Origin of the sequence: Komagataeibacter xylinus, from assembly GCF_009834365.1 — a bacterium.
Classification (GTDB): Bacteria; Pseudomonadota; Alphaproteobacteria; order Acetobacterales; family Acetobacteraceae; genus Komagataeibacter; species Komagataeibacter xylinus_D.
This window is the reverse complement of the sequence record NZ_CP041348.1, coordinates 2,796,747-2,809,110: the sequence shown is the minus strand read 5'-3', so window position 1 is coordinate 2,809,110 and position 12,364 is coordinate 2,796,747. Positions and strand designations below refer to the sequence as shown.

Sequence of the window (12,364 nt, the reverse complement as noted above, 5' to 3'; positions counted from 1 at the left end):
CAGCAAAAGCGTGACGCTACTGAACGCTATTGATATAATCCAATGCTTATATGGTTCACGATCAATGCTTTCAAGGTATCAGATGGACACGCGGCATATGCGGTATTTCATGGCCCTGGCGGAGACGCTTCATTTCGGTCGGGCCGCCGAGCGGATGAACATGAGCCAGCCGCCGTTCAGTCGCCAGATTGCCATGATCGAACACACGTTGGGCGTGAAGCTGTTTGAACGAAACTCGCGCAACGTGGCGCTGACCCCGGCCGGGAAACACTTCATGAAAGACTGCCGAAACGTGCTGGGGCAGTTTGAAGAGGCATGCCGGGATGTCAGGCTGGTCGCCAGCGGCATGAAGGGCGAGATGCGGTTTGGATTCATGATGCATGCCGCCCACAGCGTCGTGCCGCAACTCGTGCAGCTTTATGCGGAGGCAAGGCCGGATGTCCGCTTTATCCTTGATGAACGCACACCAGCAGAGATCGATGAGATGCTGGTGGCGGGAACACTGGATGCTGCCGTAACATTTGACTGCGGATATGCGCCACACCTGCAGACCGTGCTGCTGGCCAGGGAACGGTTGCGTATCATCATGCGAAAGGACCATCCGCTTGCCACGGTCGCGCAGATCGGTCCTGAGGAACTCCGCGAGGAGAAGATCATCGCAGCACCCGCTACGACAGCGCCGGCTCTGCGATCCGCGATCAACAGCTATTTTTCGGCCAGGGGAATTGTCCCGCATGTCGTGCTTGAACCACGGTTGCAGCACACGATCATTCAGCTTGTTGCAAAAGGGCTGGGCGTAGCCCTTATCCCCGCATCGCTGTGTACCGAACTGGGGGCAGGGCTGATATCACGGGCTTTGACAGACGCTCCCCGACTTGACGTTGTCCTTCGAGCGCCGATCACTACGAAAAACCCCGCAGTCTCGACATTCATGGAAATCGGGAAATCGATCCAGCAGGCTTCACTCTAATTCATGGAACCTGTGCAGAGAGCCGGTTTTCCAATATCTTTACTTTCCGTATTCCATCGTCATGAATGAAGTAATTTCATGATGTCTTCCGACGCCAGACCCAGACCCAGACCAAGCATAATCATGATCGCTCCAGATATATAGCCCGTCACGATGGACGCTCCGGGGCAGCTGCTTAATATTGAGCACCGCGCATCAGTTTCCCGTTCATGTCCTTCTTTCGGCAGGGAAGGATGACGCAACAGGGAAATACCCAGGAACAGGCCGAATACAGCGGGAAAGACTGCGGCATGATCACGTATTCCGGCGGAAATGACATACGCCCGGTCAGCATCAGGGGTTGCGGCAAGGAAGATGGAGATTGTCCAGAAGGCAAGAAGTGTATGTAAATTCATCGAATACGCGTCGCTTTAGAAGACAATCCACACGGTCCCACGGCGTTTCATGCTCTCCAATTATGCTCCGGATCGCCATCCCTGCGACGCGGGGATGATGGGAACGAGGCGGGCTGCTGCCGATTATATTGGCGCGTGCGTGAAAGCATCGTCCGGAGATCAATCCTTCCGCTCTGATCTGACAGAATGCACACCATTCAGCCACGCAGATATGCCTGAAGGCGCGGGATGACAAAGTCGAGAAATACTCTCACGCGTTGGGGTGTCTGTTTGCTACCGAGATACAGCGCATGGATCTCTTCTTCGTCCTGCACGTCCGCATGGGCCAGAACTTCCACGAGACGGCCGGCCTTGATGTCATCGCGCACATGGTAGTCGCCAAGCCGCGCCAGCCCTGCGCCCCGTAGCGTCAGGCGTCTTACCGTTTCGCCGTTATTGGCAAGCAGGGGGCCTCGGACGATACGATCCGCGATGCGCCCTTTCTCCTGCAGCGGCCAGACAGGGGCGGCACGCCGGAAATTGAAGCCGAGGCATTTGTGGCGGTCCAGATCATCAATGCTCTGTGGTGTGCCAGACCGTTTCAGATAATCCGGTGATCCAACGATTTTACGCCGTGCCGTGCCGATATGCCGGACTGTCAGATTTGAATCCTGCATCGGTCCAACCCGGAAGGCGACATCCGTGCGATCAAGATAAAGATCCGTCAGTTCATCGGAGAGCGACAGATCAACGACGATATCCGGATAAGCCTCCCAGAATTCGGGCAGGAGGGGTTCAAGAACCAGCGCTCCGAAGGCCACCGAGGCATTGATGCGCACAATGCCGCCAGGCCGGACCGATCCTGTTGTGAGCGCATGTTCCATATCGTCAAGTTCGGCGATCAGCGCCTGAGCACGCTCGTAGTAAAGCTGTCCTTCCGGCGTGACGGAAAGACGGCGTGTCGAGCGTTCGAGCAGGCGTACGCCAAGGCGTGTTTCAACGCGGGCGATCAGTTTGCTTATCGTCGAGGGCGTTGTCATCGACAGGCGGGCCGCCTCGGAAAAACTGCCACTTTCCACGACACGCAGAAACATCTGCATTTCGCCAATCCGGTTATCCATCAACGCCTCTTTGATGAAACAGGTTCACAAGTGCTGTGGAGAAACGACGGATTATCAAAGCTTGTCAAGTTCATCATGTTCCATAGGGAACAGATACCGCGCTCACCGCCAAGACGCCGTCATATTGAAAATGCTTCCGCGCAATGGCTCTGAATTCTGGTCAGGCGTATCCGGGATGCTTTTTGCAGGACATTATTGCGATGAAAAACATTCTCCTTCTGAACGGCGGAAAGGCTTTCGCCCATTCTCATGGTCGTCTGAACGATACGCTGCATGACGTCGCCCTTGCGGTCCTGTCAAACGCAGGTTTCAACACGCGGCAGACAAAGATCGATGCTGGCTACGATATTCAGGCCGAAGTCGAGAATATGCTGTGGGCGGATCTGGTCATCTACCAGATGCCGGGTTGGTGGATGGGCGCGCCATGGACCGTCAAGAAATATGTCGATGAAGTGTTCACCGCCGGTCATGGCACACTTTACGCCAATGATGGGCGCAGCCGGTCGCAGCCTGAGCGCAAATATGGGTCAGGCGGCCTGCTGCAGGGGAAGCATTACATGCTTTCCCTGACATGGAACGCCCCGGAAGAAGCCTTTGTCGATCCGGCGCAGTTCTTTGAAGGGAAGGGGATTGATGCGGTCTATTTTCCCTTCCACAAGGCTAACCAGTTTCTGGGCATGGCGCCGTTTGCAACGTATCTTGCGTCAAACGTTATGAAGGAACCGGCGGTTGATCGGACCGTCGCGCGCTACCGTGCCCATCTGGCAGACGTTCTTGGCTTTGCCCTGCCAGAGGGCGGTGCTGAAGCATAGCACGGATCGCAGGATTTTTCCGGGCAACATGGAGCCGAGAGAATAGCATGAAGACATGGATACGTTGGGGCAGTGCCGGAGTGATCGGTCTGGCAGTGCTCGGTGCAGCGACATGGAAGCTCGTCCTGCGCCCCGAAGTCGCATCCCTTCCCGTAACCGCGGGAACAGGCCCGCGCCCTGATCTGCCGCAGCCCGACCATACCGTGTTTCCGACTATCAATGTAGCGACACCCGTGGGCTGGGCGCAGGGGCAGGTGCCCACAGCGGCTCAGGGGCTGGCGGTTACACCCTATGCAAAGGGTCTCGACCATCCCCGATGGCTTTATCGGTTACCCAATGGCGATATTCTGGTGGCCGAGAGCAATTCGCCCAAAACGGATGTCCAGACACTCAAAAACCGCATTGCGGGCTTTGTGATGGGCAAGGTTGGCGCGGGGGAGGCCAGCCCGAACCGGATTATCCTGCTCCGCGACACCAAGGGCGATGGGTCGGCGGACACCCGCACGGTGTTTCTCGATCATCTCTATTCGCCTTTCGGCATGGCGCTGGTGGGTAATGATCTCTACGTCGCCAATGCCAACGCAATCCTTCGTTTTCCCTATCATGACGGCGACACGCGGATTGATGCGCCGGGAACCAAGGTCACGGATCTGCCAGCGGGCTACAACCATCACTGGACGAAAAACCTGCTCGCCAGCCCGGACGGGCGCTTCCTGTACGTGACCGTCGGATCAAACAGCAATGTTGCCGATAACGGGATGGAAGTCGAAGAGGGGCGGGCCCGGATCGACCGGCTCGATCTGGCCACGGAAAAGCTGACGCCCTATGCAACCGGGCTGCGCAACCCGAACGGCCTGGCTTTTGAGCCGGAGAGCGGTGCCCTGTGGGTGGCGGTCAATGAGCGCGATGAAATTGGCAGTGATCTCGTCCCCGACTACATTACCTCGGTCAAGGAAGGCGCATTCTATGGCTGGCCTTACAGCTATTACGGCCAGCATGTTGATGCACGGGTCTCGCCGCAGCGACCGGATCTCGTCGCGCAGGCGATTGCGCCGGATTACGCGCTTGGCCCGCATACGGCCTCCCTCGGCATCACCTTCTCCCAGGATGCCACCCAGCTTCCGGACGCCTGGCGTCATGGACTGTTCGTTGCACAGCATGGGTCGTGGAACCGGCGACCCAAGAGTGGCTACAGGGTCATCTATGTACCGTTCGCCGACGGGAAGCCGTCCGGCACGCCGGTTGGTGTGCTTACGGGTTTCCTGACACCGGACGAAGCGCATGTGCATGGTCGACCGGTGGGCCTCACGCTTGATAATTCGGGAGCATTGCTGGTGGCAGACGATGTGGGCGGCGTCGTATGGCGTGTGTCCGGTAACGCCGCCGAATGAATGAGGGTGCAGACCGGTCGCACCCGGCTCATTTCTTTTGGTTCCATCCGGAATGGACTGATGCCATCAAGGGAGAGGTTACCCGGCATCATGGATGCCCGTATTCTGAATGATAAGTATCTCAGGTCGTGACGGCTTCGAGGGTGTATTTCTTCGCGTCCCGTCCGAGAGCCTTACAGAGCGCCGTGACAACCAGCATATGGTCCTCGCGCTGATCCAGTCCCGAGACGGTCACGGAGCCAATCACGCCGGTTTTGTCCAGCACGATCGGGAAGGCGCCGCCATATGGGGCATAATCCCGGAGCGATAAGCCATAACGTTCCTCCAGCGTCGTGCCCTTGGTTTTCATTTCAAGCCCGATCGCGTAACTGCTCCGCCGATAGCGATCGACCATATTGCATTTGCGACGGATCCAGTCGGTATTGTCCGGCGTCGATCCGGGCAGGGCAGCAAAAAACAGGGGACGGTTGAAGGTCCGGACGTCTATGGCGATCGGTGCCCGGTTCGTCTGTCCCCATTCCTGTAAGAACTGGCCCAGTTGCCATGCATCGGCCTCGTCGAATTTCGCAAAGGCGAGTTCACGCTCCTGCTGCGCGATCATGCGCAGGTCATCTGCTATGGCCATGCGGCGATTTCCTCCTTGGTGAGATCCAGCCCTACGGATGCTTTCTCGTAGGATGATCGGTTTGCGGCTTCGATAACGGCCATCACGGCCAGTGCCTGGATCGGGGGCACAGGGTTTGGGTCAATACCTGTCAGTGCATCCGCGATGCCGGCGTAATAGCGTCGCTGATCGCCGATGAGTGCCGGAATCTCCTGTTCCGATCCATTTCCGTCATAGGCAAGAAGCGGGTCAGGATCATGCCCCCAGCCAGCAGCGCCGGGTGTCATGCCTGCAAGGAGCTGGGCTTCCTGAGTGTCTGGCCTCCGTTTGAGGATGCTGCCTTTCTCGCCGTGCACGACGAAACGCGGCACCCCGCCTGCAACCAGCATACTGCCGTGCAGGATCACGCGATGCCGGTCGTATTCCAGCACGACATGCGCCCAATCGTCCGACAGGGCGCCGTCACGCTGCTTCATCAGGTCGCCATGCACGGCAAGAGGCAGGCCAAACAGGCACAGCGCCTGATCGATCAGATGCGGGCCAAGATCGAACCACAGCCCGGCCCCAGGCTCATTGCCTTCGCGCCAGCGTTTGCGGACCACGGGCCGGAAGCGGTCAAAATGGGATTCAAAATGCGTCACCCGGCCGATCAATCCGCTTGCAAGCGCATTCTTCACGCTCAGGAAATCACTGTCCCAGCGCCGGTTATGGAAGACGGACAGCAATCTGTCCTGCTGCGCCGCCAGCGCCACCAGCTCGCGCGCCTGCGCCAGAGTCAGCGTGAAGGGCTTGTCCACGACGACGTTCTTGCCAGCAAGTAGCGCCTGCCGTGCCAGTGGGGCATGGTATTCATTCGGCGTTGCGATAACGACAAGATCGACATCCTCGTTCGCCATGAGAGCTGCAGGCTCAGCGTCAACCGTAATGTTGGGCAGATCAGCATGCACCTTCTCGCTGTTGCTCGATGCGACACGGGTAATCCGCATGCGCGGTTCTGCCATCAGCAGGGGTTTGTGGAAGGTCTTTCCCGCAAATCCGTAGCCAATCAGGCCGACGCGGATGACGGGAGGAAACTGGCTCATGATCTGATGCCCCTTCAGGATGCTATGATGAATTCCGGTCCCGCCCGCTCCATGTCAGGGCCGACCTGGGCGCGGTCCGAATAGACACGGCAGAATTGCACCAGGTCTGCTACGTGATGCGGTTCGACATGGCCGAATTTAAGATGATCGGCGAGCAGCCAGGCTTCGCTGGCGGCGTCGATCATGCTCCGTTTCATGTCGGCGTCGCGTTCCTCGCCTGCTGTCACCGATCCTCGGGTGCTGACCGCGCAGGCCCCAAGGATGGCAATGTCAGCGCGATACAGACCCAGAACAGATCGGGCAGCCGCACCGGAGAACAGCCGTTGCCGGGAATCCCATTCCCCACCCGCCAGGATCAGCCGGAGTGCTGGCCGTCCCTCTATCCGGCTGGCAATGTCGAGCGAATTGGTGATGACCGTTGCCGGTACCGCCAGAGCTTCGGCCATTGCAAGCGTTGTGCTGCCAGCGTCAAGGAACAGCGTGGACCCGGCCGGAACGGCCGCTGCCGCAGCTTCACCAATCCGTTTTTTCTGCACGGGCAGCAGGCTGGAGCGTGTCGTGCGCGCCATGCCGCCAAGATCAATCGAGACGGCCCCGCCGTGTGTCTTGTGAAGGCAGCCCTGCTTTTCCAGTGCGCACAGGTCGCGCCGGATGGTATCATCCGACACGCCAAGAACTGCCGCCGCTTCTGACACGAGCAGCTCGCCCGTGTCGGTCAGCATGGCGAGCAGGCGATGTTGCCGTGAAAGTTTGCTCATGTGCGGTCACCAACAAATACCGCACAAACATGCAATATAATGCATAAAACCGCAAACGTTGGTTATGGGCTGCACGGCTGCGTGTCCCGGATAATCCAGCCTTTCCTGCTTTTTCAGGGAATCAGGCTGCCAGCATCCACAATGACGTGATCGGCACCGGCCTGACGCGCGATCCCGACCTTCTCCTGCGAGGACACCCGACCGATGACCTTGCCCCCCGGATCTTGATGATCTGCGTCAGGAGCAGCCCTGAGTCGAGTCCACTGGCGGCCGTGCATGTTGCAGGCCCGCGGGTGCTGGTGTGCGCGTAATTCAGTGAGGCGGCGGCACAATGGCCAGTTGCTTCCGCACACTCGGGCGCTCCTGCATCGTGGCATACCAGGTGAGAAGTGCCTCGCATTCCTGCGGAACAGGCAATTTTACGGCTGCGGCGAATAGGAAGCCCCCGATAACGGCGATATCCGCCATCGAGAAAGCGTCACCTGCAATGAACGGCTGCTTTCTTAAAACCGCATCAAGATAATGCATCCCGCGTAGCGCCCGGTCCCGCTGGCGCAATCCCCATTCCCGGTTCTGGTCGCGTTCCACATCGGGGCCGAGACCGGGTGTCGCGTTATGAAAATAGACGCTGATCGCATCCAGCATCTCGATCTCGGCGCGTTTTGTCATCATGTGGATCACGCCTTTTTCAAGCGGCGTTCGACCGGTCAGCGTGGGTTCTCCCACGAGTGCATCGAGATAGACCGTAATGGCCGTGCATTCAGCAAGACAGGTACCATCCTCAAGTTCAAGGACCGGCAAGGTTCCCGAATAATTTTTGGCCAGAAAGTCAGCTTTCCTGTGTTCACCTTTCCACAGGTTGACCGGTACGAATTCGACATCAGACAGAAGATTTTTCTCCGCCAGGGCAATCCGCACGCGGGCCGGATAGGGGCCTGTAGGCCAGTCGTAGATTTTCATGAGCGTAACCTCGTTGCCATCGGAAATGAGGATCTTCGGCATCGTGTCATTTATCTACCTGCCACATGGTAGATAAATGACAGTATGACTTCAAATTTCGACCGTCAACGTCTATCTATCATTTGGTAGGTCAGTCACAGGCAGATGATGAGGCATGACGATGAGTTCGAGTTCCAGGGAGGCCATCCTGACCGCCGCCAGGCGGGCTGCGCAGATGCATGGCTATAACGGCCTGAATTTCCGTGACCTGGCAAAGGAAGTCGGCATCAAGGCGGCCAGTATCTATTATTACTTCCCCAGCAAGACCGATCTGGGTGCTGCGGTTGCGCGGCGTTATTGGGAGGATATCAGGGCCGACCTTGACGCCATGTGGGCAGAAACTCCTGATCCCCGCCTATGTTTGCGCCGTTATCCCAAGATATTCCGCCGATCGCTCGCAAACGGCAACCGCCTGTGCCTGTGCAGTTTCATGAGCGCGGAATATGCGGACCTGCCGGAAGCCGTCAGGCATGAGGTCCAGATTTTTGCCGATATCAATATCGCATGGCTGGATACGGTGCTGTCCGCGATCGATCAGGCATCCCCCCACAGCACGGATCGGGCCCGTGCCATCTTTGCCGCCGTGTCCGGTGCGCAGCTCATGGCCAGAAGCCGCGCGGATATTGCGCTGTTTGACGAGATTATTGACAGTTATTGCAAGAGCGGACTTCTGGAATAATATCAGCGTGGGTTTCGCACATGACATGTTGATGGGAGCGGGGCGTCGCCGGGCATAGGCAACTTCCTCCACTATAGATCATTTTCGGCATAACTGCCTGTGGGCCGCGAAAACGGTCCGGATTGACCTGATCCTGCACAGGTATGGCAGCCGACCAGCCATGGCATGGTCTAATAATTCTCCGATATGTCTCCGCGCGACAGATGAAATCCTGACCAATGGAGTGCCGTGATGCCTTACTCATCAATCGACGATCTGCCAGATCGGGTCCGTTTGCACCTGCCGACCCATGCCCAGGAAATTTTCCGTGCAGCATTCAACAATGCCTGGAGCGAATATGGTGCGAAAGGTGAGAACCCCGAGGAAGCGGCCAATCGCGTGGCATGGGCTGCGGTGAAGCGTAAATACGTCAAGGACGGTCAGGTCTGGGTCGCACGGAACGATGCCTGATCCGTGTCACCCGTTGTCATGTCCGCCGGACCTGTAGAGTTGTTTTCGAAAGTATCTGCTTATCCTCCGGAGGAACGTATCACTCACGCGAACTGGTCAAACAGATCGACCACACTACCGGGTGCATCCGGCCCAAAAAACAGGTCCAGATTCTGCGCGGACCGACGCGCCACTTCGTGGCTTCGTGGAAAAAGTGCCGCCTCATAGGCCGCCACAGCCGCGTTCATGTCATCAAGGCGGGTGATGAGCGATTGGGCGAGTTCCGCGCCGTCATACAGGGCAAGATTGGCCCCTTCACCCGCGAACGGGGACATGAGGTGTGCGGCATCGCCGATCAGGGTCACGCCGGGTCGGTGCTGCCACCGCAGTCCGGGCGGCAGGGCATGGATCAGGCGGATCGCTGGATCGGCAATGCTGTCAGTAATGCAGCGTGTCAGGTGCGGTGCCCAGCCCGCGAACTGCCGTGCGATTACGTCCAATCCCGCGCGGCCATTGCTGAAATCAATGGATCTGACCCATGTTTCCGGCCGGTGCAGCGCCACATATCCCGTCACACTTCCGTCGGCGTTGCGATGTATGATGATACCCTTGCCCGGCGCCACCGCCATCAGGGTGCCTGTGCCGATCACCACGCGGTGCACGTTGGCAACAGGGCACGCAATCTCGATAAAGCATGTGCCTGAATAGACGGGGCGGGCAGGGGTCAGAAGCGGCCGGATTTTCGACCAGGCACCATCTGCACCGACGAGCAGATCCATTGTGCTTCTCGCTCCATTGGCAAAGACAATCTCATACCGGCCATCAGCGACTGGCGACACAGAAGTGACCTTATGGCCCCACCGGATCGTGGCAGGGGGCAGAGAACCGATCAGCATGCGGCGCAGTTCGCCCCGATCAACTTCCGGGCGCGCGGATGAAGTCTGTCCCGCCCTGTCGAACAGGATGGTCCCGTCCTTGTCCACAACGCGCTTCGCATCCTCACCCGGACGGACAAGGCGGCGGAAAACATCATACAGCCCCGCCGCCTTCAGCGCGAGCTGGCCGGTATGTTCGTGTATATCGAGCAGGCCGCCCTGTTTTCTGGCAGTTGGCGATGTCTCGACCTCATAGATCGTGACCTCGATCCCATGCAAGTGCAGGATACGGGCAAGGATCAGGCCGCCAGGGCCAGCCCCGATGATAGCAATGGTCCGTCGCATGGTCGCGCTCCATGTGTCGCATCGGCATCTGCCAATGCGGGCCGTATTTGTCGGAGACGCTGGTCAATCATGTCATGGCATGAAGGACGTATGTGCGACGACCCCCTAGCCCGAAATCGGGGCATGGACCGTCGTTTTTCGCGGGTTCTGGTCGTTACAGTAGGCCAGGCGTTCCTGCAAGGCATGGCGGCAGCACTGTATCCGTCACATAAGGCAACGCTCATTGCGCCCGATTACGATCCCGATACCCGTGATCCGGCGATGAGAATATCGACAAGGCGCTTTGCACTGGTCTCCCAGCCGGGACCGGCCGCATAGTTCGAAACCCCGGCCAGGGCACGGAGCAGGTCAACCGGCTCGATATCCGCGCTGATGTCGCCACTGGCAACGGCGGCTGCCACAAGCCCGTCGATCGCATTTTGCAAAACGGTGCCGGACTGGGCGTAGAGCGTGCCCGTGCCGCCTGCCAGCCCGTTGAGGGCAGGGGCGATCACCAGCTTGGCGGCAATATAGTCAACAAACAGCCGCATCCATGCCCGCAGTGCTTCCACTGGCGGGTGTTTCGCGGCAAGGACCGGGGCCGCACCGGCAAGGCGGTCGAGTTCAGCGCGATAGACCGCCTCGATCAGCGCATCACGATTGGGGAAGTGACGGTAAAGCGTGCCGATGCCCACGCCAGCACGACGGGCAACCTCATCCAGGGGAATATCGACTTCCCCCGCCGTAAACGCGGCCTTGGCCACGTTCAGCAGGTTTTCCCTGTTGCGCTGCCCATCGCTGCGCGGCCGGCGGCGTGGCTTTTTTTCGTCGGTCACCGGTTTCCCTCTTGTTAAACGGAGATGTCCTCCGCATATATCAAGCGGAGCTACACTCCACATAACATCCCGCATGCCATTTCGGCAAAAAACGGATGCATTCTTTCAGGGAGTTCCACCCATGACACAGATTTTTGGCGCAGGCTCGACAACGGAAGAGGTCCTCTCCGGCGTATCGCTCAAGGGCAAACGCATGCTTGTAACCGGCGTTTCCGCGGGTCTGGGCGTTGAAACCGCACGCGCCCTTGCAGCCCATGGCGCCCATGTGGTGGGGGCTGCGCGCAATCTGGAAAAAGCAGAACATGCCACCACGCAGGTCCGTGCGGACGCGGCGCGTGGGGGAGGGCGTTTCGAACTGGTCGCCCTGGACCTCGCGGATCTGGGCAGTGTCCGCACCTGCGCCGATAAGCTGAACGCAGCCGGTCTGCCTTTCGATCTGGTCATCGCCAATGCAGGCGTGATGGCCACGCCGTTCGGCCATACGAAGGACGGGTTCGAGACGCAGTTCGGCACCAACCATCTGGGGCATTTCGTTCTCGTCAACCGGATTGCGGGGCTGATGCGCCCCGGCGCCCGGCTGGTCAATGTATCTTCGGCCGGACACCGCTTTGCGGATGTTGATCTGAAAGACCCGAATTTTGAACAGACGCCATACGACCCGTTCATCGCCTACGGGCGCTCCAAGACCGCCAATATCCTGTTTGCCGTTGCGTTTGACGCACGGCACCGTGCACGCGGCGTGCGCGCTGCGGCGGTGCATCCCGGTGGAATCCTGACCGAACTGACGCGTTATATGCCAGCAGGCGGCATTGAGGCGATGGTAGCGAGGATCAACGAACAGGCTGCCGCGGCAGGCCAGCCGCCGTTCCAGTTCAAGACCATTCCACAGGGGGCGGCCACGGCAGTCTGGGCGGGCGCGGTGGCGGAAGCGGACGTCGTCGGCGGCCATTACTGCGAAGACTGCCACGTAAGCCCGGTTGTGCCCGATGATCAGGCGATCAGTCTGGTCAGTGCGGGCGTGCGGGCCTATGCGGTCAATCCCGCGCATGCCGAGGCGCTGTGGGCAAAAAGCGAGGACATGGTCGGGGAAAAATTTTCCTGAGCCACCCG

14 protein-coding genes are annotated in these 12,364 nt (G+C 58.9%); 6 read left to right on the top strand and 8 right to left on the bottom strand.

Going from position 1 to position 12,364, the window contains the following annotated elements; all coding sequences use genetic code 11:
• Window positions 1-64: 64 nt before the first annotated feature.
• Entirely contained in the window at window positions 65-970 is a 906-nt protein-coding gene (locus tag FMA36_RS13470; protein ID WP_206065325.1) for a LysR substrate-binding domain-containing protein, read from the top strand.
• Between the two features lie 59 nt (window positions 971-1,029).
• Here the strand turns inward: FMA36_RS13470 and FMA36_RS13465 are convergent, their stop codons facing one another.
• Complete coding sequence (locus FMA36_RS13465) at window positions 1,030-1,365, bottom strand: hypothetical protein (protein WP_159262844.1); 336 nt, start codon at window positions 1,363-1,365, stop codon at window positions 1,030-1,032.
• A 197-nt stretch (window positions 1,366-1,562) separates the two neighbouring features.
• Window positions 1,563-2,465 (bottom strand): LysR family transcriptional regulator, encoded by a 903-nt coding sequence (locus FMA36_RS13460; RefSeq protein ID WP_159262843.1) that lies wholly within the window; start codon window positions 2,463-2,465, stop codon window positions 1,563-1,565.
• Window positions 2,466-2,665: 200 nt separating this feature from the next.
• Here FMA36_RS13460 and mdaB point away from each other — a divergent pair, with 200 nt between their 5' ends.
• Together mdaB and FMA36_RS13450 are read left to right on the top strand one after the other, a co-directional pair.
• On the top strand, window positions 2,666-3,277 hold the full coding sequence (gene mdaB / locus FMA36_RS13455; RefSeq protein ID WP_159262842.1) for an NADPH:quinone oxidoreductase MdaB: 612 nt from the start codon (window positions 2,666-2,668) through the stop codon (window positions 3,275-3,277).
• Window positions 3,278-3,324: 47 nt separating this feature from the next.
• Window positions 3,325-4,668 (top strand): PQQ-dependent sugar dehydrogenase, encoded by a 1,344-nt coding sequence (locus FMA36_RS13450; protein WP_159262841.1) that lies wholly within the window; start codon window positions 3,325-3,327, stop codon window positions 4,666-4,668.
• 121 nt (window positions 4,669-4,789) lie between these two features.
• Here the strand turns inward: FMA36_RS13450 and FMA36_RS13445 are convergent, their stop codons facing one another.
• The 4 genes from FMA36_RS13445 to FMA36_RS13425 form a co-directional block, all read right to left on the bottom strand.
• Window positions 4,790-5,293: a heme-degrading domain-containing protein gene (locus FMA36_RS13445; protein WP_159262840.1), complete on the bottom strand. Its 504-nt coding sequence runs from the start codon at window positions 5,291-5,293 to the stop codon at window positions 4,790-4,792.
• Window positions 5,284-6,354 (bottom strand): oxidoreductase, encoded by a 1,071-nt coding sequence (locus FMA36_RS13440; RefSeq protein ID WP_159262839.1) that lies wholly within the window; start codon window positions 6,352-6,354, stop codon window positions 5,284-5,286. The genes FMA36_RS13445 and FMA36_RS13440 overlap by 10 nt, the downstream gene beginning before the upstream one ends.
• 14 nt (window positions 6,355-6,368) lie before the next feature.
• On the bottom strand, window positions 6,369-7,112 hold the full coding sequence (locus FMA36_RS13435) for a DeoR/GlpR family DNA-binding transcription regulator (protein WP_159262838.1): 744 nt from the start codon (window positions 7,110-7,112) through the stop codon (window positions 6,369-6,371).
• A 312-nt stretch (window positions 7,113-7,424) separates the two neighbouring features.
• Window positions 7,425-8,114, bottom strand: coding sequence for a glutathione S-transferase (locus tag FMA36_RS13425; protein ID WP_240906363.1), 690 nt, complete (start codon window positions 8,112-8,114; stop codon window positions 7,425-7,427).
• 118 nt (window positions 8,115-8,232) lie between these two features.
• On the opposite strand from FMA36_RS13425, the gene FMA36_RS13420 reads away from it, so the two are divergent.
• Window positions 8,233-8,790, top strand: a complete 558-nt coding sequence (locus FMA36_RS13420) for a TetR/AcrR family transcriptional regulator (RefSeq protein ID WP_159262837.1) — start codon at window positions 8,233-8,235, stop codon at window positions 8,788-8,790.
• A 231-nt stretch (window positions 8,791-9,021) separates the two neighbouring features.
• Window positions 9,022-9,240, top strand: coding sequence for a ChaB family protein (locus tag FMA36_RS13415; RefSeq protein ID WP_159263961.1), 219 nt, complete (start codon window positions 9,022-9,024; stop codon window positions 9,238-9,240).
• Between the two features lie 83 nt (window positions 9,241-9,323).
• Here the strand turns inward: FMA36_RS13415 and FMA36_RS13410 are convergent, their stop codons facing one another.
• On the bottom strand, window positions 9,324-10,439 hold the full coding sequence (locus tag FMA36_RS13410) for an FAD-dependent oxidoreductase (protein ID WP_159262836.1): 1,116 nt from the start codon (window positions 10,437-10,439) through the stop codon (window positions 9,324-9,326).
• A gap of 233 nt (window positions 10,440-10,672) precedes the next feature.
• The gene (locus tag FMA36_RS13405) at window positions 10,673-11,254 is read right to left on the bottom strand and encodes a TetR/AcrR family transcriptional regulator (protein ID WP_159262835.1); all 582 of its coding nucleotides are present in this window, start codon (window positions 11,252-11,254) and stop codon (window positions 10,673-10,675) included.
• A gap of 121 nt (window positions 11,255-11,375) precedes the next feature.
• On the opposite strand from FMA36_RS13405, the gene FMA36_RS13400 reads away from it, so the two are divergent.
• Complete coding sequence (locus FMA36_RS13400) at window positions 11,376-12,356, top strand: SDR family NAD(P)-dependent oxidoreductase (protein WP_159262834.1); 981 nt, start codon at window positions 11,376-11,378, stop codon at window positions 12,354-12,356.
• Window positions 12,357-12,364 lie beyond the last annotated feature (8 nt).

Excerpts from the sequence above, each read along its gene's own strand:
- FMA36_RS13470 (WP_206065325.1), top strand. The coding sequence starts at position 65 with ATGCTTTCAAGGTATCAGATGGACACGCGGCATATGCGGTATTTCATG.
- FMA36_RS13465 (WP_159262844.1), bottom strand. The coding sequence starts at position 1,365 with ATGAATTTACATACACTTCTTGCCTTCTGGACAATCTCCATCTTCCTT.
- FMA36_RS13460 (WP_159262843.1), bottom strand. The coding sequence starts at position 2,465 with ATGGATAACCGGATTGGCGAAATGCAGATGTTTCTGCGTGTCGTGGAA.
- mdaB (WP_159262842.1), top strand. The coding sequence starts at position 2,666 with ATGAAAAACATTCTCCTTCTGAACGGCGGAAAGGCTTTCGCCCATTCT.
- FMA36_RS13450 (WP_159262841.1), top strand. The coding sequence starts at position 3,325 with ATGAAGACATGGATACGTTGGGGCAGTGCCGGAGTGATCGGTCTGGCA.
- FMA36_RS13445 (WP_159262840.1), bottom strand. The coding sequence starts at position 5,293 with ATGGCCATAGCAGATGACCTGCGCATGATCGCGCAGCAGGAGCGTGAA.
- FMA36_RS13440 (WP_159262839.1), bottom strand. The coding sequence starts at position 6,354 with ATGAGCCAGTTTCCTCCCGTCATCCGCGTCGGCCTGATTGGCTACGGA.
- FMA36_RS13435 (WP_159262838.1), bottom strand. The coding sequence starts at position 7,112 with ATGAGCAAACTTTCACGGCAACATCGCCTGCTCGCCATGCTGACCGAC.
- FMA36_RS13425 (WP_240906363.1), bottom strand. The coding sequence starts at position 8,114 with ATGCCGAAGATCCTCATTTCCGATGGCAACGAGGTTACGCTCATGAAA.
- FMA36_RS13420 (WP_159262837.1), top strand. The coding sequence starts at position 8,233 with ATGAGTTCGAGTTCCAGGGAGGCCATCCTGACCGCCGCCAGGCGGGCT.
- FMA36_RS13415 (WP_159263961.1), top strand. The coding sequence starts at position 9,022 with ATGCCTTACTCATCAATCGACGATCTGCCAGATCGGGTCCGTTTGCAC.
- FMA36_RS13410 (WP_159262836.1), bottom strand. The coding sequence starts at position 10,439 with ATGCGACGGACCATTGCTATCATCGGGGCTGGCCCTGGCGGCCTGATC.
- FMA36_RS13400 (WP_159262834.1), top strand. The coding sequence starts at position 11,376 with ATGACACAGATTTTTGGCGCAGGCTCGACAACGGAAGAGGTCCTCTCC.